General features: G+C 62.4%; 21 protein-coding genes. 4 read left to right on the top strand and 17 right to left on the bottom strand.

Features of this window, described 5'->3' with window-relative positions; genetic code table 11:
* Positions 1–7 precede the first annotated feature (7 nt).
* The 8 genes from maiA to VIM12_RS18930 all read right to left on the bottom strand — a co-directional run bounded on the left by maiA (position 8) and on the right by VIM12_RS18930 (position 7258).
* The gene (maiA, locus tag VIM12_RS18965; RefSeq protein ID WP_331943585.1) at positions 8–652 is read right to left on the bottom strand and encodes a maleylacetoacetate isomerase; all 645 of its coding nucleotides are present in this window, start codon (positions 650–652) and stop codon (positions 8–10) included.
* Positions 653–669: 17 nt separating this feature from the next.
* On the bottom strand, positions 670–1365 hold the full coding sequence (locus tag VIM12_RS18960) for a fumarylacetoacetate hydrolase family protein (protein WP_331943583.1): 696 nt from the start codon (positions 1363–1365) through the stop codon (positions 670–672).
* A 162-nt stretch (positions 1366–1527) separates the two neighbouring features.
* Positions 1528–2253, bottom strand: coding sequence for an ABC transporter ATP-binding protein (locus VIM12_RS18955; protein ID WP_331943581.1), 726 nt, complete (start codon positions 2251–2253; stop codon positions 1528–1530).
* A complete protein-coding gene (locus tag VIM12_RS18950; RefSeq protein ID WP_331943579.1) occupies positions 2253–3023 on the bottom strand; it encodes an ABC transporter ATP-binding protein in 771 nt (256 codons plus the stop codon). The genes VIM12_RS18955 and VIM12_RS18950 overlap by 1 nt, the downstream gene beginning before the upstream one ends.
* Positions 3024–3032: 9 nt before the next feature.
* Complete coding sequence (locus VIM12_RS18945; protein WP_331943577.1) at positions 3033–4253, bottom strand: ABC transporter permease subunit; 1221 nt, start codon at positions 4251–4253, stop codon at positions 3033–3035.
* Positions 4254–4275: 22 nt separating this feature from the next.
* Positions 4276–5205 (bottom strand): branched-chain amino acid ABC transporter permease, encoded by a 930-nt coding sequence (locus VIM12_RS18940; protein WP_331943575.1) that lies wholly within the window; start codon positions 5203–5205, stop codon positions 4276–4278.
* A gap of 629 nt (positions 5206–5834) precedes the next feature.
* Entirely contained in the window at positions 5835–6776 is a 942-nt protein-coding gene (ispH, locus tag VIM12_RS18935; RefSeq protein WP_331943573.1) for a 4-hydroxy-3-methylbut-2-enyl diphosphate reductase, read from the bottom strand.
* Between the two features lie 29 nt (positions 6777–6805).
* The gene (locus tag VIM12_RS18930; protein WP_331943571.1) at positions 6806–7258 is read right to left on the bottom strand and encodes a peptidylprolyl isomerase; all 453 of its coding nucleotides are present in this window, start codon (positions 7256–7258) and stop codon (positions 6806–6808) included.
* A 127-nt stretch (positions 7259–7385) separates the two neighbouring features.
* Between VIM12_RS18930 and radC the strand changes: the two genes are divergently transcribed.
* The 3 genes from radC to rpmG all read left to right on the top strand — a co-directional run bounded on the left by radC (position 7386) and on the right by rpmG (position 8611).
* Positions 7386–8060 carry a RadC family protein gene (gene radC / locus VIM12_RS18925; protein ID WP_331943569.1) on the top strand — a complete coding sequence of 225 codons (675 nt, stop codon included), beginning with the start codon at positions 7386–7388 and terminating at the stop codon, positions 8058–8060.
* A gap of 124 nt (positions 8061–8184) precedes the next feature.
* On the top strand, positions 8185–8421 hold the full coding sequence (rpmB, locus tag VIM12_RS18920) for a 50S ribosomal protein L28 (protein ID WP_026075705.1): 237 nt from the start codon (positions 8185–8187) through the stop codon (positions 8419–8421).
* 22 nt (positions 8422–8443) lie between these two features.
* The gene (rpmG, locus tag VIM12_RS18915) at positions 8444–8611 is read left to right on the top strand and encodes a 50S ribosomal protein L33 (protein WP_220810504.1); all 168 of its coding nucleotides are present in this window, start codon (positions 8444–8446) and stop codon (positions 8609–8611) included.
* Between the two features lie 157 nt (positions 8612–8768).
* Here rpmG and VIM12_RS18910 read toward each other — a convergent pair whose 3' ends face one another.
* From VIM12_RS18910 to VIM12_RS18885, 6 genes are all read right to left on the bottom strand, one after another.
* Positions 8769–9956: a DesA family fatty acid desaturase gene (locus VIM12_RS18910; protein WP_331943892.1), complete on the bottom strand. Its 1188-nt coding sequence runs from the start codon at positions 9954–9956 to the stop codon at positions 8769–8771.
* Between the two features lie 74 nt (positions 9957–10030).
* The gene (locus VIM12_RS18905; protein WP_331943561.1) at positions 10031–11368 is read right to left on the bottom strand and encodes a mechanosensitive ion channel family protein; all 1338 of its coding nucleotides are present in this window, start codon (positions 11366–11368) and stop codon (positions 10031–10033) included.
* A 48-nt stretch (positions 11369–11416) separates the two neighbouring features.
* Positions 11417–12673: an RsmB/NOP family class I SAM-dependent RNA methyltransferase gene (locus tag VIM12_RS18900; RefSeq protein WP_331943559.1), complete on the bottom strand. Its 1257-nt coding sequence runs from the start codon at positions 12671–12673 to the stop codon at positions 11417–11419.
* Complete coding sequence (gene purN / locus VIM12_RS18895; protein ID WP_331943557.1) at positions 12670–13311, bottom strand: phosphoribosylglycinamide formyltransferase; 642 nt, start codon at positions 13309–13311, stop codon at positions 12670–12672. Before purN ends, VIM12_RS18900 begins: the two co-directional genes overlap by 4 nt.
* 85 nt (positions 13312–13396) lie before the next feature.
* Positions 13397–13795: a barstar family protein gene (locus VIM12_RS18890; RefSeq protein WP_331943890.1), complete on the bottom strand. Its 399-nt coding sequence runs from the start codon at positions 13793–13795 to the stop codon at positions 13397–13399.
* 64 nt (positions 13796–13859) lie between these two features.
* Positions 13860–14237, bottom strand: a complete 378-nt coding sequence (locus tag VIM12_RS18885; protein ID WP_331943555.1) for a ribonuclease — start codon at positions 14235–14237, stop codon at positions 13860–13862.
* A gap of 243 nt (positions 14238–14480) precedes the next feature.
* On the opposite strand from VIM12_RS18885, the gene VIM12_RS18880 reads away from it, so the two are divergent.
* Entirely contained in the window at positions 14481–14831 is a 351-nt protein-coding gene (locus VIM12_RS18880) for a hypothetical protein (RefSeq protein WP_331943553.1), read from the top strand.
* Between the two features lie 53 nt (positions 14832–14884).
* Here the strand turns inward: VIM12_RS18880 and VIM12_RS18875 are convergent, their stop codons facing one another.
* The 3 genes from VIM12_RS18875 to VIM12_RS18865 all read right to left on the bottom strand — a co-directional run bounded on the left by VIM12_RS18875 (position 14885) and on the right by VIM12_RS18865 (position 18851).
* Positions 14885–16123 (bottom strand): patatin-like phospholipase family protein, encoded by a 1239-nt coding sequence (locus tag VIM12_RS18875; RefSeq protein WP_331943551.1) that lies wholly within the window; start codon positions 16121–16123, stop codon positions 14885–14887.
* Between the two features lie 56 nt (positions 16124–16179).
* Positions 16180–17973 carry a gamma-glutamyltransferase gene (gene ggt / locus VIM12_RS18870; RefSeq protein ID WP_331943549.1) on the bottom strand — a complete coding sequence of 598 codons (1794 nt, stop codon included), beginning with the start codon at positions 17971–17973 and terminating at the stop codon, positions 16180–16182.
* Positions 17974–18092: 119 nt separating this feature from the next.
* Complete coding sequence (locus tag VIM12_RS18865) at positions 18093–18851, bottom strand: 3-hydroxyacyl-CoA dehydrogenase (protein ID WP_331943547.1); 759 nt, start codon at positions 18849–18851, stop codon at positions 18093–18095.
* Between the last annotated feature and the right edge of the window lie 25 nt (positions 18852–18876).

The following is an 18876-nucleotide window of genomic DNA, read 5'->3' as shown; positions in this document are numbered from 1 at the left end:
TCGCTTCCTACTCCGCGTCGGGCTGCTGTCCCGGCGCGGCCCGGGCGAACGCCTCGAGTGCGAGGCAGGCATCATTGATGCGAAGGATGGTCGGCATTGCCGACAGGTCGCACTCAAGCCGGCGCGCGTTGGCGATCTGCGGCACCAGGCAGCAGTCGGCCAGCGTGGGTGTGTCCCCGAAGCAGAAGGTGCCGACGCGGGCGTCCCGCGCAAGCGTCGTCTCGACCGCGGCCAGGCCCTGCTCGCACCAATGGCGGTACCAGGCGTTCTTGTCTTCCTCGCTGACCTTCAGGTCACGCACCAGGTAACGCAGCACGCGCAGGTTGTTGATCGGGTGGATGTCGCACGCGATCGACAGCGCGATCCCCCGTACGAAGGCCCGGTCCAGCGGGGCGGGCGGCAGGAGCGGCTTCTCCGGATAGGCCTCGTCGAGGTATTCGATAATTGCGAGCGACTGCTGGAGCGCCGTGCCGTCCACCTCCAGCGCCGGAACCAGGCCATCCGGGTTGATCCGCCGGTATTCGGATGACAGCTGCTCGCCGCCATTTCTCAGCAGATGCACCGGCACGGTTTCGTAGTCGAGCCCCTTCAGGTTGAGGGCGATCCTGACCCGGTAGGACGCTGAACTGCGGAAGTAGCTGTAGAGTTTCATCCGGTTCTCCCGCGTCCTCAAACCAGCTTGACGCGGAGCTGGCCGAGGCCTTCGACCGCTCCCTCCAGCTGGTCGCCTTTCTGGACCGCACCGACGCCTTCCGGCGTGCCGGTGAAGATCAGGTCGCCAGGCTGCAGGGTGTAGAACTTCGAAAGATGCTCGATGGTTTCAGCAACGTTCCAGATCATCTTGTCGATCGTGCTGCCCTGCCGCGGCGCGCCATTGACGACCAGGCTGATCCTGGCGTTCCCCGCGAGCTTCGCTTCCTGCGCCGGGAAGATCGGCCCGATCGGCGCCGAATAGTCGAAACCCTTGCCGGTGCACCACGGCCGGCCCAGCTTCTTTGCTTCTCCCTGCAGGTCGCGCCGCGTCATGTCCAGGCCGACCGCGTAACCCCAGACGTGCTGCAAGGCGTCGGCGGCGGTAATATTGCTGCCGCCCTTGCCGATCGCCACGACCAGTTCGATCTCATGATGAAGGTCGGCGGTCATCGGCGGATAAGGCATTTCGCCCGTGGTTCCGGCGGGCACCGGCAAAACCGCATCCGCGGGCTTCATGAAGAAGAACGGCGCTTCGCGGCCGGTCGCCCCCATCTCCTTCGCATGCTCGACGTAGTTGCGGCCGACGCAGTAGATGCGGTGAACAGGAAAATAGGCATCGCTGTTTGCAACGGGTACAGCGGCAATGGCGGCGGGCGGAATGGCGAACTGCATCGGATGCTCCTTTTTAAGATGGTGACGGCTGCCGCTGGCGCGGCACGGCGTTGTCAGATTATGCCATTGGCGCCCTTGCCTCGCCGGACGTCGGCTGCAATGAGAAACGCCCCGGGCGAGCAGTTCGCGCGGGGCGTTTTGCGGTGGCGGTCGTTGCCGCGTTCAGCCTTCGCCGAGATACGCTTCGCGCACCTTGGGGTCGTCGAGCATGTCGCCGGCGTTGCCTGTCATCGTGATCAGGCCCGAATCCATCACGTATCCGCGGTGGGCAGCCTGCAGCGCCAGCTTTGCGTTCTGCTCGACCAGCAGGATGGTCACGCCCTGCGCGGAAACCGCACGCACGACTTCGAAAATCTTCTCGACCATGATCGGCGACAGGCCCATCGACGGCTCGTCCAGCAGCAACAGGTCGGGATGGCTCATCAGCGCGCGGGCCATCGCCAGCATCTGCTGCTCGCCGCCCGAGAGGGTACCGGCCAGCTGCGAGGAGCGTTCCTTCAGGCGCGGGAACACGCCGAACCACTTTTCGATGTCCGCCTCGATACCGGCCTTGTCGTCACGGATGAAGGCGCCCATCAGCAGGTTCTCGAGGATGCTCATGCGGGTGAAGACGCCACGGCCTTCCGGCACCATTGCCAGCTTGCTCTTGACCAGGTCGAAGGACTTTGCGCCCTGGATCGGCTTGCCCATGTACGTGATCTGGCCTTCGACCTTGCAGCCGGGCAGCGTGCCGGTGATCGCCTTGAGGGTAGTCGTCTTGCCGGCGCCGTTGGCGCCGATCAGCGTGACCAGTTCGCCCTTGTTGACTTCCAGGTCGATGCCCTTGACTGCCTGGATGCCGCCGTACGCGATCTTCAGACCGCTGATTTTCAGAATGTTGTCGCTCATTAGTGGCCACCTCCCAAGTAGGCCTCGATCACTGCCGGATTGCTTTGCACCTCGGCCGGCACGCCTTCCGCGATCGGCTTGCCGTAATCGAGCACCGTCAGGCGGTCGCAGAGGCCCATCACCAGCTTCACATCGTGTTCGATCAGGAGGATGGTCTTGCCCTCCGCCTTGATCTTCACCAGCAGTTCGCGCAGGGCCAGCTTTTCGGTCGCATTCATGCCGGCGGCAGGCTCGTCGAGCGCCAGCAGTTGCGGATCGGTCGCCAGCGCGCGTGCGATCTCGAGGCGACGCTGATCGCCGTAGGAGAGATGGCGCGACGTACGGTGCGCGAACTGCGCGATGCCGACGAAATCGAGCAGCTCCATCGCGCGGCGCTTGATTGACGCCTCTTCCTCACGTGCCGCCTTGTGATGGAACACCGCGCCAAACACGCCCTGGTGGCTGCGCACATGGCGGCCGACCATCACGTTCTCGAGTGCCGACATCTCGCCGAACAGGCGAATGTTCTGGAAGGTACGGGCGATGCCTGCCTTCGCGACCTCATGCGGCGCCGACGGCGAATACGGCTTGCCGCCGAGTTCGAAGGTGCCGGAGTCGGCCTGGTACAGACCGGTAATGACATTGAAGAACGTCGTCTTGCCGGCGCCGTTCGGGCCGATCAGGCCATAGATCTGGCCTCGCATGATCTTGACGCTGACGTCGGAAAGCGCCTGCAGGCCGCCGAAGCGCTTGTTGACTCCCGCAATATTGAGAATGACTTGTTCGCTCATGGATTTTCCTTATGCAGCCAGGGCAGCCGGCTCTTTTTCGTCGAGACGCTTGGTAGCGTTCGCGTCCATCCGGTCCTCATGCCGGGGTGCGGGCCACAGGCCCGACGGGCGGTACAGCATGATGACGACCATCGCCAGGCCGTACAGCAGCTGACGCAGCACTTCCGCGTCGATCAGGACAGTCCCGAACAGGTTGCGCTGCACCGGTTCGACCACGTGGCGCAGCACTTCCGGCAGCGCCGCGAGGATCACACCACCGAGCACCACGCCAGGGATGTGACCGATGCCGCCGAGGACGACCATCGCCAGCACCGCAATCGATTCCATCAGCGAGAAGGACTCGGGGGAGACGAAACCCTGGAACGAAGCGAACATCGCGCCGGCGACGCCGCCGAAGGACGCGCCCATGCCGAAGGCCAGCAGCTTGACGTTACGGGTGTTGATGCCCATTGCCTTGGCGGCGATCTCGTCCTCGCGGATGGCGATCCACGCCCGGCCGAGGCGGGAATGCTGCAGGCGGATCGAGATGAAGATGATGATCGCGCAGAGCGTCAGGAACAGGAAGTAATAGGCATTCACGGACGGCATCGAGAACGAGCCGATTTGCACCGTGGCGTTCGATCCCGGCTCGCCGGCGAGCGAGACGCCGAAGATACGGATCGGATCGATCATATTGATGCCCTGCGGGCCGTTGGTGATATTGACCGGCGCGTTCAGGTTGTTCATGAAGATGCGGATGATCTCGCCGAAGCCGAGCGTGACGATCGCGAGGTAGTCGCCGCGCAGCTTCAGGGTCGGGGCGCCGAGCAGCGCGCCGAAGAAGGCCGCCAGTGCGGCGCCAAGCGGAACGATCAGCCAGACGGACAGGTGAATGCCGTTCTTCGCCGCTTCCTCGCCGACGATCCACCTCAGGGTCTCCCCTATCGCAGGATACTGGTTGACGAAGGATTCCAGCACGGACGCGAACTGCGGTGAAGCGAGCAGGCCGGTCATGTAGGCGCCGAGCGCGTAGAACGCGATATAGCCGAGATCGAGCAGGCCGGCCATGCCGACGACGATGTTCAGGCCCAGCGCCAGCATGATGTACAGCAGCGCCAGGTCCATGATGCGGACCCAGGAATTGCCGAAGTTGGCCGCGATGAATGGAAACGCGAGCAGCGCGATGCCGAGGATGGCAAAGCTGGTGTACGCCTTGCGCGGGTGATGTTTGACGTCGAATAGTGTGGACATGTTGAACTCCTTCTCTTTCCGCTCAGGCGCGGTCGGCAACCCGCTCGCCCATGATGCCGGACGGACGCAGTGTGAGGACGATGATGAGGACGACGAACGCGAAGATGTCCTGGTAATGGCTGCCCAGGAAGCCGCCGGTCAGGTCGCCGATATAGCCGGCACCGAGACTCTCGATCAGACCGAGCAGGATGCCGCCGACCATCGCACCATAGATGTTGCCGATACCGCCGAGGACAGCGGCCGAGAATGCCTTCAGACCGGGAACGAAGCCCATTGCGAACTGCGCCGACGAATAGTTGGCGCCCCACATCACGCCGGCCACCGCAGCGAGCGCCGCACCGATGGCGAAGGTCAGCACGATGACCTTGTTGGCGTCGACGCCCATCAGGCCGGCCACCCGCGGGTTCTCGGCAGTGGCGCGCATGGCACGTCCCATCTTGGTACGTTCGACCAGGAGCACCAGGCCGACCATGGCGATCGTCGCGAGCACCAGCAGCATCACCTGTGTCGATGAAATCAGCGCACCGCCGACGTTGAACGATTCAGGAGGCATCACCTGCGGGAACGGGATCGGGCTGCGACCCCAGATCATCATTGCGAAAGTCTGCAGCAGGATCGAGACGCCGATTGCGGTGATCAGCGGCGCCAGGCGCGGCGCATTGCGCAGCCGGCGGTAAGCGACCCGCTCGATGATGATGTTGACGATCACGCAAACAGGGATGGCGCCGAGGATCGCAATCAGGAGCTTGACGAACCCGGGGAGATCGGGCGCAACATCCTGGACGATGTTCAGGATCGTGATCGCCGTCATCGCGCCGACCATCAGCACGTCGCCATGCGCGAAGTTGATCAAGTTCAGCACGCCGTAGACCATCGTATAGCCCAACGCCACCAGTGCATACATGCTGCCTAGCACCAGCCCATTAATGATTTGTTGGATAAATGTATCCATGTTTGCCTACTCTCTATAAAGATCGTTCAAATCGTTGTACAACTTTGATTCGCGCTCGGCGTGCGTTGCAGCAAACCCGTTTCGAATAACAAAAACGGCACCCTTCTGCTTCATGGGGTGCCGTCTGACGTATGCCATCCTTACCGAAACAGGCCCGCCGCAATTATTCGTGTCGCGAAGGCGTGGGTGATCTGCATCTCGTGTCTCCTTGATTTCGTCTCTGGTAAAAACTTTTTTAGTTTGTGTCGCCTTATGGGCCCCACCCGAACCGCGCGGCATTATACCGGACATGTTCCGAATGGAAACCTTGGGATTTACCCATTTGTTGCGTTTTCCGCCTTTTTCGACGGCTGATGCGGTTGATCTGCATCGCCCTGCCCGGCGGGGTTCCTGCCCCCCCTCGCTTTCGAACGGGCACCTTTACTTTATATGTAAAAGAGAGGAAGTCCCGACATTTTCAATTCCCGCAGCGGCCTTGCGCATGCTTGCCGCGCTTATGCAGCGGTTGTGTGCGCCCGGTCACGGCTGGCAGCAATCATAACGATTTAGGGAAAAAACAATTCATGGAAAAAAGAAGCGCACCCGAAATTTAATTCCGAGCGGTGACCAGGGCCGATGGCGTCCCGGCCTCAGGCGGCGCGGGACGAGGTCAATCCCTTCGGCATCGGGAAAGTGACGTTTTCTTCCACCCCGGGAAGGGCGCGGACGCTGCTGACGCCGAGGGCCTTGAGACGGTCTATCACGGCCTGCACCAGGACCTCCGGCGCCGAGGCGCCCGCCGTAACGCCGACCCGATGCTTGCCGGTGATCCAGGCGGGGTCGATCTGCCCCGCGTTGTCCACCATGTGGGCGGGAGTCCCCTTCTTTTCCGCCACTTCGCGCAGACGATTGGAATTGGAGCTGTTGGGGCTGCCTACCACGATCACGACGTCGACTTGCGGTGCCATGAACTTGACCGCTTCCTGGCGGTTGGTGGTGGCGTAGCAGATATCGCCCTTCTTCGGCTCGGCGATGTTCGGGAAGCGTCGACGCAGCGCCGCAATGATGTCGGCCGTGTCATCGACCGATAACGTGGTCTGGGATACATAGGCAAGCAGGTCCGGGTTGTCGACCTGCAGCGCCTCGACATCCTGCACGGTCTCGACCAGGTGCATGCCGTTGTCCGCCTGCCCCATGGTGCCTTCGACTTCCGGGTGGCCGTCATGCCCGATCATGATGATCTCGCGTCCTTCGCGCCGCATCTTCGCCACTTCCACGTGCACCTTCGTCACCAGGGGACAGGTCGCGTCGAAGATTCGGAGCCCGCGCGACTCGGCCTCCGCTTGCACGGCCTTCGATACGCCGTGCGCCGAGAAGATGACCGTGCTGCCGGACGGGACGTCCTCCAGTTCCTCGATGAAAACCGCGCCCTTGCGTCGCAGGTCTTCGACGACGTAAGCGTTGTGGACGATCTCGTGGCGAACGTAGATCGGCGCACCGAAGGCCTCGAGCGCGCGTTCAACGATGTCGATTGCACGGTCCACCCCGGCGCAGAAGCCGCGTGGTTGGGCGAGCAGTATTTCCTTGTCCATGCTGGGACGATCCTTGTGATGGGCGGCGCTTAGAGGATGCCGATGATCTTCACTTCGAATTTTACCGGCTGGCCGGCAAGCGGATGGTTGAAATCGAACAATGCCCCCTCGCTGTCGATGGCGCGAAGCACGCCTGCGAAGCGTCCACCCGAAGGCGCGTTGAATTCGACGAGGTCGCCGACGGTGTATTCCTCCCCCATCTGCGAATTCTCCGCCAAAGTGGCGCGGGAGATCCGCTGCACCAGTTCGGGATTGCGCGGACCGAAAGCCTGTTCGGGCGCCAGATCGAACGTCTGGTGCGCGCCCTCCGGCAAGCCGAGCAGGCACGCTTCGAGAAACGGGGCCAGCTGGCCCATTCCCAGCTGCAGCGTAGCGGGCATTTCTTCAAACGTGCTCACGATATTTGCACCGTCCTTCGACGCAAGGCGGTAATGCAGCGTCAGATAGGCTGTTGGGGTGACGACGGGCTGTGCTTCGGACATGGCTTTGCTATTCAGAGGTAACCCGACATTGTAATCGAGCTTGCGTCCTGCCGCCGCGCCCCGGAATTGCCAATGTTACAACTACTGCGGCTATAATCATCGTCCCGCACCAATGAGGACACGGACGATGCCAATCAACCAGTGGCCGGAGGACCAGCGCCCGCGCGAGCGCTTGATTTGCGGCGGACCAAAGGGCCTCTCGGATGCCGAGTTGCTGGCAATAGCCCTGCGTGTAGGCGTGAGCGGGAAAAGCGCCGTCGACCTCGGCAGGGAGATGATCGAAAGGTTCGGCTCCCTCAACGCGCTGTTCGCCGCCCCGCTGAAAGACTTCTCCCGCATCGATGGCCTGGGTCCTGCCAAGTATGCGCACCTCCAGGCGGTGATGGAGCTGGCGCGCCGCGCACTGGCGGAAGAGCTTCGCAGCGGCGAAGCGCTGTCATCCCCTGGCGCCGTCAAACATTACCTCCAGCTTACGCTCGCGACGAAGGCACATGAAGCATTTGTCGTCCTTTTCCTTGATGCGCGCAACCGGCTGATAGCGGCGGAGGAGCTGTTCCGTGGCACGCTGACCCATGCCAGCGTCTACCCTCGCGAGGTGGTGAAGGCTGCCCTCGCCCGCAATGCCGCGAGCGTGATCCTGGCGCACAACCATCCTTCCGGCTCCCCGGAGCCGAGCGCTGCGGACCGCAACCTGACGCAGGCACTGAAGCAGGCGCTGGAGCTGATGGACGTTCGCGTACTGGACCATGTCGTCATTGCCGGCACCAGCACCTATTCATTTGCCGAGCACGGCGAGCTATAGCAGCGGATTGTTAAATCTGCTGGCATATGTAAGACACACTTATTTTTCGCAAGTCGTTGAAATACTTAATTTTTCTGTCTATACTCTCGGTTTTCCAAATTTTGGACTCATCAAGGAGTAAACCATGGCACGTGTTTGCCAAGTGACCGGGAAGGGGCCGATGGTCGGCAACAACGTTTCCCATGCCAACAACAAGACCAAGCGTCGCTTTCTGCCGAACCTGCAGAACCGCCGCATCTTCGTTGAATCCGAAAATCGCTGGGTTTCCCTGCGCGTGTCCAATGCCGGACTGCGCGTGATCGACAAGATCGGCATCGACGCCGTCCTCGCCGACATGCGTGCACGCGGCGAGAAAATCTGAGCCGACTCTCTAGGAAAATATCATGGCAAAATCTAACCGCGACAAAATCAAGCTGGAATCGACCGCTGGTACCGGCCACTTCTACACCACCACGAAGAACAAGCGCACCATGCCTGAAAAAATGACGATCATGAAGTTTGATCCGAAGGCACGCAAGCACGTGGAATACAAAGAGACCAAGATCAAGTAAGCTCCGGCTCTCTCGACAAAAGCCCCGCATCGCGGGGCTTTTTCTTTTTCCGCAACGTTCCGTTTCCCCGGGCTTTTTCGTGTCGATTTCGCTCGCTAAAAAAAAACGGCCCCGTTTCCGGGGCCGCTTGGGTTCCTGTGCAGGGATTGCTGCGCTACTACGCGTAGCTGCGCAGTCGCATCGAGAACTCCTGGAGTGACTTGATACCGGAAGCTTCGGCCCTTGCACACCAGTCCTGCAACTGATGTAGCAACTGTTCGCGACTGTTCGTCGAGCGCTCCCAGATCGCGCCCAGCTCGACGCGCATCTCATGCATGGTCTGCAATACCTTGCTGTGGGCAAAGAGCTCGGACAGTTGCTGCTTCTGCGGCGCCTCCAGCTTGGCCGGCTCGCGCTGCAGCAACTTCTTCGCAGACTTCAGATACTTGGATTCGAGCCGTGCCTTCAGGTGCTCGGCTTCGTCGTGCCAGGCTCGCTTGACTGACTTGGCATACTTGGCCATCACATCGTAGCGGTTGGCAATCACCGATTGCAGGGTATCAAAATCCGCCACCGTTTTTTCACGGACGAACTTCGGTGCCGGGGCAACCTTCTTCACCTTCGCCAAACCCACTGTTTCCAGGATCCGGATATAAAGCCAGCCGATGTCGAACTCGTACCACTTGGAAGACAGCTTGGCGGAAGTACCAAAGGTATGGTGGTTGTTGTGGAGTTCCTCGCCGCCAATCAAGATACCGATCGGGAAGATATTCGTTGCCGCGTCCGCGCAATCGTAGTTGCGATAGCCCCAGAAGTGCCCGATGCCGTTGATGATGCCGGCGGCCGTAATCGGGATCCACAGCATCTGCACCGCCCAGACACTCAAGCCGACCGCGCCGAACAGCAGCACGTCGATAATCAGCATCAGGCCGACTCCCTGCCAGGAGTACTTGGTATAGATATTCCGCTCGACCCAGTCGTCCGGCGTACCATGGCCGTACTTTTCCATCGTTTCCAGGTTCTTCGACTCGGCGCGGTACAGCTCTGCACCTTCCAGCAATACTTTCTTAATGCCGCGGGTCACCGGGCTGTGCGGATCTTCTTCCGTCTCGCACTTCGCATGGTGCTTGCGGTGAATGGCTGCCCACTCCTTGGTCACCATGCCGGTGGTAAGCCACAGCCAGAAGCGGAAGAAATGGCTGGGAATGGCATGCAGGTCGAGTGCCCGGTGCGCCTGGCAACGGTGCAGGTAGATCGTGACGCTGGCGATCGTGATATGCGTCACGATCAGCGCGTACGCGGCGATTTCCCACGTACTCGCTCCGGTGAGGCCGTTGGCGAGAAAACTCAGAACCGCGTCAAGCATAGTATTATCAAACATTCATTATCCAGTTGGTTGGCCGAAGGGCGACGCCCGACCCGCGCAGATTGTACGCTGTTTTAAAGTGTCTCGGCGGTCCGAAGGGGCTTGGGAAGCGGTGGCTGAGCGGGTGCGCCGGCGTTGATGATCCTGACCTCGCGCTGCGGATACGGCACGCTGATCTGGTGTTCCTGCAGTACCTTCCACAACGCCCGGTTCACGTCAGACAACACATTCGCTCGCCCGTTCTCGGGGTCGGCGATCCAGACGCCCACCTCCAGTTCGAAACCATCCGGATCGAACCGCGCAAGCAGGGCTTGCGGCGCCGGTTCACTGACCACGCGAGGCACCGCCGCCGCAGTCTGCTGCAGGAGGCGCAGCACCTGCTCGACGTCAACGCTGTATGCCACCGTGACACGCGTCGAGAGACGCAACGTACGATCGGTCAGCGAGTAATTCTGCACCGGCCCCGACACCAGCATGTCATTTGGAACGACCGTCTCGATACCATCACCGCCGCGAATCACCGTGTAGCGGGTGTTGATCTGGGTTACCTGCCCGGCAAACTTGTCGACGGTCACCACGTCACCGATGGCGAGGCTGCGCTCGAACAGAATCACGAAACCGGAGACGTAGCTGCTCGCAATTTTTTGCAGGCCGAGGCCGAGGCCGACGCCGAATGCGCCGCCGAACACCGATAGTACCGTAAGGTCTATTCCGACCAGCGAGAGACTGACCAGCACCGCCATCAGGATAAGCAAGGCGCGGGCACTGCGCGCCATTACCGCACGCAACGAGGAATGCATGCCGTCCATCCGCATCAGGCGTTCTTCCAACGCGGTGCCGGCCCATAGCGCGACCATCAGGGTGACGACGACCGAGGCTGCCGCCTGCACGATCACCAGCAGCGAGGCTTTGTGCCTGCCCACGGGCACGACGGTCTCCTCGAGCAGGTTGAGCAGTCCCGGCCACAGCCCGGTGACATAGAGCGCGACGCCCATCCACACGAGGACGGCGACCAGCTTCTCCGCCGATTGCAGGAAGGCGCCTGTTGCGCCTTCCCGCGCGAAGACACGTCGCAGCACATAGAACGCAAATCGGATCAGCGCGAACGAGGCCACAAGAGGCAATGCGAATTGCAGCAGCCTGACCGGCATCCATTGACCGAGCACGAGCCTGGCGAGCGCAATGAAGCCGAGTGTGAGCAGTGGCGCCAGGACCGGCGCGAAACTTTCCACACCAAGGCGTATCACCCGACGCTGTACATCCCGGGCCGCCAGTTGTCCGCGCAATACGCGGGCAAGCAGAGTACCGGCGACGAACGCGACCACCAGTGCCCCCACCTGCCAGAGCAGCCGGGCATCATGCAAGTCCTTCCCGAGATCGATCAATAGGTCGTTGACCAGGTTCTGTGCCATATTCTTCTTGTGTTGACCGGCCAGGGCGCCCTTGCCCGGGCCCTCCCCTTATTTCCGCCGCTCGAAGACCGCCGCGAAAAAACCGTCGGTCTGGTGCACGTGCGGCTGCAGCTTCAGGTAATCCTGCATCTCGAGCGGAATCTTCTGCTCGGCCAGCACCTCCCGCATGGGCACGAGCATGAAGTCGGCATGCTTGGCAAGAAATGCCGACGCAATGGCTTCGTTCTCCTCGGGCAGCAGGCTGCAGGTTGCATACACCAGACGTCCGCCAGCCTTGAGCAAGCGGGCGGCGCTGTCCAGGATGGCTGCCTGCTTCGCGTTCAGCTCGGCCACCGAATCCATGGTCTGCCGCCATTTCATGTCGGGATTCCTCCGCAAGGTCCCCAGTCCGCTGCAGGGAGCATCGACCAGGACCCGGTCGACCTTGCCGGCCAGCCGTTTGACCTTGGTGTCGTTCTCGTGGGCGATCACGCCCGGATGCACGTTCGACAGGCCGCTACGCGCCAGCCGCGGCTTGAGCTTGGCGAGCCGCTTCTCCGACACGTCGAAGGCATACAGCCGGCCGGTATTGCGCATCGCCGCTCCCAAGGCCAGCGTTTTCCCGCCGGCCCCGGCACAAAAGTCGACAACCATCTCGCCACGCCGGGCAGCGACGATCTGGGCCAGCAGCTGGCTGCCTTCGTCCTGTACTTCGATCAGTCCCTCCCGAAACATCGGGATGTTCTGCAGGGCCGGCTTCTTGGGGACACGGATACCGAGCGGCGCAAACGGGGTCGGCTCGGCCGTGATCCCGGCCTCGGCCAGTCCTGCCAGCGCGTCCTCCCGCTTCGCCTTGAGGGCATTTACCCGGAGGTCGAGCGGCGCAGGCCGGTTCAGCGCGTCGGAAAGGGCAAGGGTCGCCTCTTCGCCGTCCTGCTGCACCAGCTTCTCCAGCAACCATGGCGGCAGATTGGCACGCATGGCCAGCGGCAGGCTGCTGCGGTCGATGCGGGCAATGCGTTGCAGCCAGTCGTTCTCTTCCGTCGTCAGGCCGGCGAGCGCATCGATGCCCGCCACGTCGGCAAGCCCCAAAAGCGCGAGGCGCCGCATCAGGGAGCCGGTCCCGGATTCGGCAAAACTGGCGTAGGACAGCTTGTTGCGCAGCACGGCAAACGCCCCCTCCGCAACCGCGCCGCGCTCACGCGGCCCGAGCTTCGGATGCTCGCGGAAATAGCGCGAGACGACCACGTCGGCCGGCCCGGTGAAACGCAGTACCTCGCGCAGGACTTCTTCGAGGTGGGTTGCCACGGCAGGATGCAGTCTCATCGATTTCTTTCAGTTTCAGGCAGTGGGGCTGCAGGATGGTCAATGTGCACCACGCCTTGATCAATCCTCAGCCGCCTCTCGACGAACCAGCGGACGGCCAGCGGATAGATGCGATGTTCTTCCGCCAGGACGCGCTCCGCCAGGCTTTCCTCGGAATCACCGGGCAGGACTGGCACCGCGGCCTGGGCGACCACGGGTCCGTGGTCCAGTTCTGCAGTGACGAAGTGCACCGTCGCGCCATGGACTTTCACGCCGGCGGCGAGCGCCTGGCGATGGGTGGCCAGTCCGGGGAAACTGGGCAGCAGCGACGGGTGGATATTCAGCATGCGTCCGCTGTAATGCTCGACGAAGGGAGGCGTCAGGATACGCATGAACCCTGCCAGCACGACAAGGTCGGGCTGGAAGCCGTCGATTTCCTGTCGCAGTGCCGCGTCGAAGTCGTCACGACTGGAGTAGGCCTTGCTAGGCACCACCGCAGTCGGGATCCCCCGCGCGGCCGCATACGCAAGTCCTTCCGCATCCGCCCGGTTGCTGATGACTGCCGCGATTCTGCAAGGCCAGCGCTCGGCTTCCGCCGCACGCACGATCGCCTGCATGTTGCTGCCGCGGCCGGAAATCAGGATGACGATATTTTTCATGGCGCGCATTGTACCGTAGCCCTTTGTCCCGCCCGAAACAAAAAAGGCCGACCCCGAAGGCCGGCCCCTCTGGCGTTCGACAGGATTACTGAAACGAGTAGAACACCCGGAACGCAACTTTTTTATCGGCCCAGAAGTCCGCGGCATCGCGGAATACGTCGAGCAGCGTTTCACGCGCTTCCTTGTCGAACTTGGGCGTATTGGGCAGCTGCTCGATGACGACGAGGAAACCGGGCTGCGGGCCGGCCTTGTAAGCGAGGTCGGTAAGGCAGTCCTCCAACGCATCGAAATTCTTTCCGAAATGCTTCGGGAAATGGAAAGCAGCGGCAATACGCCCGAGCACTTGCTGCTTCGTCACGGCATCCGCGCAATACGCATAAAGGAAATGCTGGCCCAGGCGCGCGGCTTCCTCCTGCAAGTCCGGCACACGAAAAGCGCGAATGGATTGCACCACGTTCGGTGGAACGGTCTTGAACAAGCTCATGTCTTCCTCGACGTGCGCGATGAAATTGGCAGGTTCGGTGTGCGTAGGCTCGATTCGCATTGGATTACTCTTGTATGCGCCTGAAAGTCGCGTAATGGTCGTCGGTGTAATAGTATTCGCCGGAGGTAGCCGGTTCTCCGCCTGATACGATCCGCCGCGCGCCGCGATTGCGCGCGCCGGGGGTTTTCACCGTGAATTCGTGATAATACCCGCGCTTTTGCCGGGGCAAAACCCCTTCATAGTTGCCGAAAACGCGACCGTCCTTTGCATAGGGAAAGGGACCGCCTTGCTTTATCAGCAACAGGGTATGGCGAGCTTCCGCAGGCAAGTCGCGGACTGAAATGGTCTTGAGGCCATCATGCCCTCTTGCCATTACGGCGAACGAAAGCGCCAGGGCAAGAATAAAAAACAACCAATGATGAACCGCTCCGACGCGCCGCATGACTCTCACTTAAGCTATTGCAAATATAGCAACAATGTTCCGAATGCATTAGGGTACCCCCTTGCAAAACAGGAAGCAAGGGCTCCGGAGTCATACTTCTCCACGCAAGCTGCAATCGCGTCCGGCTGCTTCCAGACGTGGCTTACAAACGGTTGCAAATAGATACGGAGCGATTCTTTTCAGTTGTAGCCATTTCCAGGGCGGCTAGCGTTTAATAGCGACAGGAATACATGGAGAACAGGTATGAAATCCCTACTCGCAACCACGTTCAAGATTGCCGCCGCAGCGGCGCTCGCCTTTGCCGCCACTTCCGCGGCAGCCTCTGAAGTCAACTGGTCCGTGACGGTCGGCACACCATACGCCGGCGCCTACGTTCACACCCCGCCGGCCGTCGTCTATGTCGCTCCGCGCCCGCACTACGTTCGTCCGCGCCCGGTCTACGTCCATCCCGCACCCGTGGTTCAGTATGGACAGCCGTACTACTACGTGGAAGCCCCGCGGCCGCACATGCGGCACCATCACTGGAAGCATGACCATCACCATGGTCATCACCGCGGGCATCGGGGCGACCGTCACCATTACTACCGGCATTGACTTCCAGACGCAGTATCCATCAGGCCCGGCACGCAGATGCCGGGCTTTTTGTTTCAGCGTTCAAAAAGTCCCTGCTCTCCCTGTGCAGGACAAAATCCGCTGGACGGCGCGCTGACGTCGCGGGACAAGCCGAAGAAGGCACGCACGGCGTCGCAACGTCCCCGCGCGTCCTTGCGTCCGAGGGCAATCAGCTCGGTCGTGTAGGCTGACTCAAAAAGCAGGTATGACGTGAGTGCAGCGCCGCGCACGTCCGTGGCGCCGATGGCGGAAAGCAGCATCCGGACGGGGCGCGGCAGGGAGTGCACATGGCGCGCGGCAATTTCATCCAGGCGCTCCGAGGGTGCAATCACCAGCATGTCGACGTTTCGCAGCCCCGTCAGCGTGCGCTGGGCGGGGGTAAGGATCGAAAGCGTCTGATTCACACGCTTCATGCGTTCGATATCGACCGCGAGGCTATCCAGGAAAATACTCGACAGCGCATGACCGCCGATCTGGGCCAGGGTCGGGTATTGCGCCTGTTCGCGCTGCTCGCCCGCCGGCTCCGACAACCGGCCGGCAGCAATCACGAGCACGCGGGCGGCGCCGAGGTGGATGGCGGGCGATATCGGCGCCAATTGCCGCATCGATCCGTCGCCGAAGTATTCTCTCCGTCCTTCGCAGAACAATGGCGTGGCTGGAAAAATCAGGGGAATTGCCGAGGACGCCAGCAAGTGCTCGATGCCGATCTGGGTTCGCAGCGCCAGCCGCTGGGATCGCGACCACGGCGGGATATCCGCCTCCGACTGAAAGAAGGTGATATGCCGGCTGTTGGTGTAGGAGGAAGCCGTGACCGCCAGCGCATGCAGCGCGCCATCCCGCAGCGCGCCGTCCAGCCGCGGAAAATCGAGCATCCTGTGCAGCAAGGTCACCAGCGGCGTGTTGTCGAGCAAGGAGTTGGGCGGGTTCGCCTTCCACTGGCGCAGCAGCCAGCCGAAGGACAGCAGCGACAGCCAGCGCGCGCCGGAGCGCAGCACGCCGAGCGAGTCGGCGCGGTAAACCTGTTCGGCCGCGAAGCCTTCCCAGACCTGCCGCACCTTGCGCAGACCAGTGTCGAAATCATCGGCGTGGCAGGCAAGCGCGGTCGCATTGATTGCGCCGGCGGAGGTCCCGCAAATGATCTCGTAGGGGTTGCTTGCGGCCGGCCATCCGGCCTCCGCCAGGATGGCCCCGACCTCAACCAGCACGCCGACCTGATAGGCCGCGCGAGCTCCGCCCCCCGTGAGCACCAGTCCCGTTTTTCCCTGCTTTTCCATGAGCAGAGATTAGCAGGACGCGGGCGCCGCGGGAACGCATGCAGTGCGCGATTCGCTCAGTCCCCCCTGACGGCGCCCTCACGGCGCGGATCGGCGCCGCCAAACCACATCTCCTCACCGTGCACGTTCATCCGCATGATTCCCTGCAGCCCCGATGTCTGCTCCATCATGCGCACGTCATGACCCCTGGCGCGAAGCTGATCGGCGACGGTCGCCGGCACCCTGCCCTGCTCAAGTTCCGTCGGGCCGTTGCGGCTGCCGAAGTTGGGCAGGCTGATCGCCTGCTGCACGTTCAGCCCCCAGTCGAGGGTCCCGACCAGGACCTTGGCCACATAGTTGATGATGGCCGAGCCGCCTGGTGATCCCGTCGCGAGCACCAGGCGGCCAGAGGACCGGTCGAATACCAGGGTGGGCGCCATCGAACTGCGCGGCCGCTTGCCGGGCTGCACCCGGTTGGCGACCAGGCCGTTGGCGTCGCTGGCGGCAAAGGAGAAGTCGGTCAGCTGATTGTTGAGCAGGAAACCGCGGACCATCTGGCGCGAGCCGAAAGCGTCCTCGATCGTCGTGGTCATCGAGATCGCGTTGCCGAGGCCGTCGACGACCGAGATATGAGAGGTGGACGGCAGTTCCGGAGACTGGTCGACACCCCCGGCCACGGCCGTCGCGGGTGGAACGCCGAACTTGGCCGTGCCCATCGAGCGGTCGGTGATCAGCGCGGCGCGCTGGGCGAGATAATCCCTGCTGACGAGCGGTCGCATGCTGTTGCCGGGAAGCGGAACGAAATCGGTATCGGCGACATAGCGTCCCCGGTCGGCGTATGCGAGCCTTCCAGCCTCGGAGAACAGGTGGATCGCGTCCGCGCCGGGCACGCCGTCGATCGGCGCCAGCGCGCGCATGTCCCGTGTCTCGAGTATGCCGAGCATCTGCGCGATGGCGATGCCACCGGAAGACGGCGGCGGCATGCCGCAGACAATCCATTGGCGGTACGGCGTGCACAGGGGCTCGCGAACCTTGGGTCGGTACGCCGCAATATCGGCGGCACTGAGCAGGCCGGGGTTGGCGGGATGCGAACGTACCTTGGCTTCGATGTCGCGGGCGATCTGTCCGCGGTAAAAGGCATCTGCCCCGCCGCGCGCGATTTCGCGCAGCACGCCGGCGAGTTCGGGGTTTCTCAAACGGTGCCCGGCCGGCCACGGATTGCCGCTCGCATCATAGAAGTACGCCGCCGCCGCCGGGTCGCGTTTCAGGAACTGCTCACTGCCGAGCATCGCTGCAAGACGCGGACTGACGGCGAAGCCCTCCTCGGCAAGCCGGATCGCCGGGGCAAACAGGTCGGCCCATGGCAGCTTGCCGTGCTCCCGATGCGCCAGTTCCAGCATGCGCAGCACGCCAGGCGCGCCCACCGAACGGCCACCCACCACGCCTTCATGGAAGCTCATCGGCTTGCCGCCGGTGCCTGCAAAAAGGTTTTCGCCGGCGGCGGACGGCGCGGTCTCGCGACCATCGAATGCCTGCACCCGGCGGCCGTCGAAGTGCAACATGAACGCACCGCCGCCGATACCGGAGGATTGCGGCTCGACCAGTGTCAGCACCATCTGTACCGCGATCGCCGCGTCGAGGGCACTGCCACCCGCCTTCAGGATCTGGTAACCGGCTTCGGTTGCAAGCGGGTTGGCTGCTGCAACCATGCGGGATTTCGCCAGCCAGCCCGGCTTCTCCTCGTAGCCGGTGGCACGCTCCGGCGCCTGCATGCCGGCGGCGGCCTGCGGCGGTTGCTGTTGCTGGGGTGACGCGCATGCGCCAAGCAGAAAGGCCAGGAGTGCAGCAGCGCTGATGCGTTTTACGGTCATGGGCTTGCTCCAAAAAAAAAGACGGGCACGTGGCCCGTCATAGTTTAGGTCGATATGCTGGCGCCAAAGCATGCGCCGGACGCTATCACGCACCGGTTTGCGCTTGATCACCCTTGCGCTTACTTGGGCTGCATCCGGATCGCCCCGTCGAGCCGGATGGTCTCGCCGTTGAGCATGGGGTTCTCGATGATGCTCCTGGCCAGCTGCGCGTATTCGGCAGGCTTGCCGAGCCGCGACGGGAACGGCACCATGCGTCCGAGCGAATCCTGCACCTCCTGCGGCATGCCGAGCAGCATCGGAGTCTCGAAGATGCCGGGGGCAATCGTCATCACGCGGATGCCGTTGCGTGAAAGGTCGCGCGCCATCGGAAGCGTGAGGCCAACCACTGCCGCCTTCGATGCGCCGTAAGCAGTCTGGCCGATCTGCCCGTCATATGCGGCGACCGAGGCGGTATTGATGATCACGCCGCGCTCACCGGAATCGCCAGGCTCGGTCTTCGCCATTGCGTCGGCCGCCAGGCGGGCCATGTTGAAGGTGCCGACAAGGTTGATGTTGACGACGCGCTGGAATACGTCCAGCGGATGGGGACCGTCCTTGCCGACGGTCTTGATCGCGGGCGCCACGCCGGCACAGTTGACGAGGCCACGCAAGGTACCCATCGTTGCGGCCGCCTCCATGACAGCCATGCCGTCGGCTTCGGAAGTGACGTCGCATCTGACGAACTTGCCCTTGAGTTCCGCGGCCAGTTTCTCGCCCGCTTCAACCTGCACGTCGGCAAGCACGACATGGCCCCCGGCATCGACGATCATTCGGGCAGTCGCTGCACCGAGACCCGACGCGCCGCCGGTGATGACGAATACATTGTTCTGGATTTGCATGCCTTCCTCTTATGACGTTAACGTA

It is taken from the genome of Noviherbaspirillum sp. (assembly GCF_036563305.1).
Classification (GTDB): Bacteria; Pseudomonadota; Gammaproteobacteria; order Burkholderiales; family Burkholderiaceae_D; genus Noviherbaspirillum.
Note: the sequence above shows the minus strand (reverse complement) of the source record. Positions and strands in the feature narration are given on the sequence as shown.

Coding starts and splice junctions, on each gene's coding strand:
- VIM12_RS18905 (WP_331943561.1), bottom strand. CDS start 11,368: ATGGCACAGAACCTGGTCAACGACCTATTGATCGATCTCGGGAAGGAC.
- VIM12_RS18910 (WP_331943892.1), bottom strand. CDS start 9,956: ATGCTTGACGCGGTTCTGAGTTTTCTCGCCAACGGCCTCACCGGAGCG.
- VIM12_RS18900 (WP_331943559.1), bottom strand. CDS start 12,673: ATGAGACTGCATCCTGCCGTGGCAACCCACCTCGAAGAAGTCCTGCGC.
- rpmB (WP_026075705.1), top strand. CDS start 8,185: ATGGCACGTGTTTGCCAAGTGACCGGGAAGGGGCCGATGGTCGGCAAC.
- rpmG (WP_220810504.1), top strand. CDS start 8,444: ATGGCAAAATCTAACCGCGACAAAATCAAGCTGGAATCGACCGCTGGT.
- VIM12_RS18955 (WP_331943581.1), bottom strand. CDS start 2,253: ATGAGCGACAACATTCTGAAAATCAGCGGTCTGAAGATCGCGTACGGC.
- VIM12_RS18930 (WP_331943571.1), bottom strand. CDS start 7,258: ATGTCCGAAGCACAGCCCGTCGTCACCCCAACAGCCTATCTGACGCTG.
- VIM12_RS18865 (WP_331943547.1), bottom strand. CDS start 18,851: ATGCAAATCCAGAACAATGTATTCGTCATCACCGGCGGCGCGTCGGGT.
- VIM12_RS18940 (WP_331943575.1), bottom strand. CDS start 5,205: ATGGATACATTTATCCAACAAATCATTAATGGGCTGGTGCTAGGCAGC.
- VIM12_RS18880 (WP_331943553.1), top strand. CDS start 14,481: ATGAAATCCCTACTCGCAACCACGTTCAAGATTGCCGCCGCAGCGGCG.
- VIM12_RS18885 (WP_331943555.1), bottom strand. CDS start 14,237: ATGCGGCGCGTCGGAGCGGTTCATCATTGGTTGTTTTTTATTCTTGCC.
- ggt (WP_331943549.1), bottom strand. CDS start 17,973: ATGACCGTAAAACGCATCAGCGCTGCTGCACTCCTGGCCTTTCTGCTT.
- VIM12_RS18945 (WP_331943577.1), bottom strand. CDS start 4,253: ATGTCCACACTATTCGACGTCAAACATCACCCGCGCAAGGCGTACACC.
- VIM12_RS18950 (WP_331943579.1), bottom strand. CDS start 3,023: ATGAGCGAACAAGTCATTCTCAATATTGCGGGAGTCAACAAGCGCTTC.
- ispH (WP_331943573.1), bottom strand. CDS start 6,776: ATGGACAAGGAAATACTGCTCGCCCAACCACGCGGCTTCTGCGCCGGG.
- radC (WP_331943569.1), top strand. CDS start 7,386: ATGCCAATCAACCAGTGGCCGGAGGACCAGCGCCCGCGCGAGCGCTTG.
- maiA (WP_331943585.1), bottom strand. CDS start 652: ATGAAACTCTACAGCTACTTCCGCAGTTCAGCGTCCTACCGGGTCAGG.
- VIM12_RS18960 (WP_331943583.1), bottom strand. CDS start 1,365: ATGCAGTTCGCCATTCCGCCCGCCGCCATTGCCGCTGTACCCGTTGCA.
- purN (WP_331943557.1), bottom strand. CDS start 13,311: ATGAAAAATATCGTCATCCTGATTTCCGGCCGCGGCAGCAACATGCAG.
- VIM12_RS18875 (WP_331943551.1), bottom strand. CDS start 16,123: ATGGAAAAGCAGGGAAAAACGGGACTGGTGCTCACGGGGGGCGGAGCT.
- VIM12_RS18890 (WP_331943890.1), bottom strand. CDS start 13,795: ATGAGCTTGTTCAAGACCGTTCCACCGAACGTGGTGCAATCCATTCGC.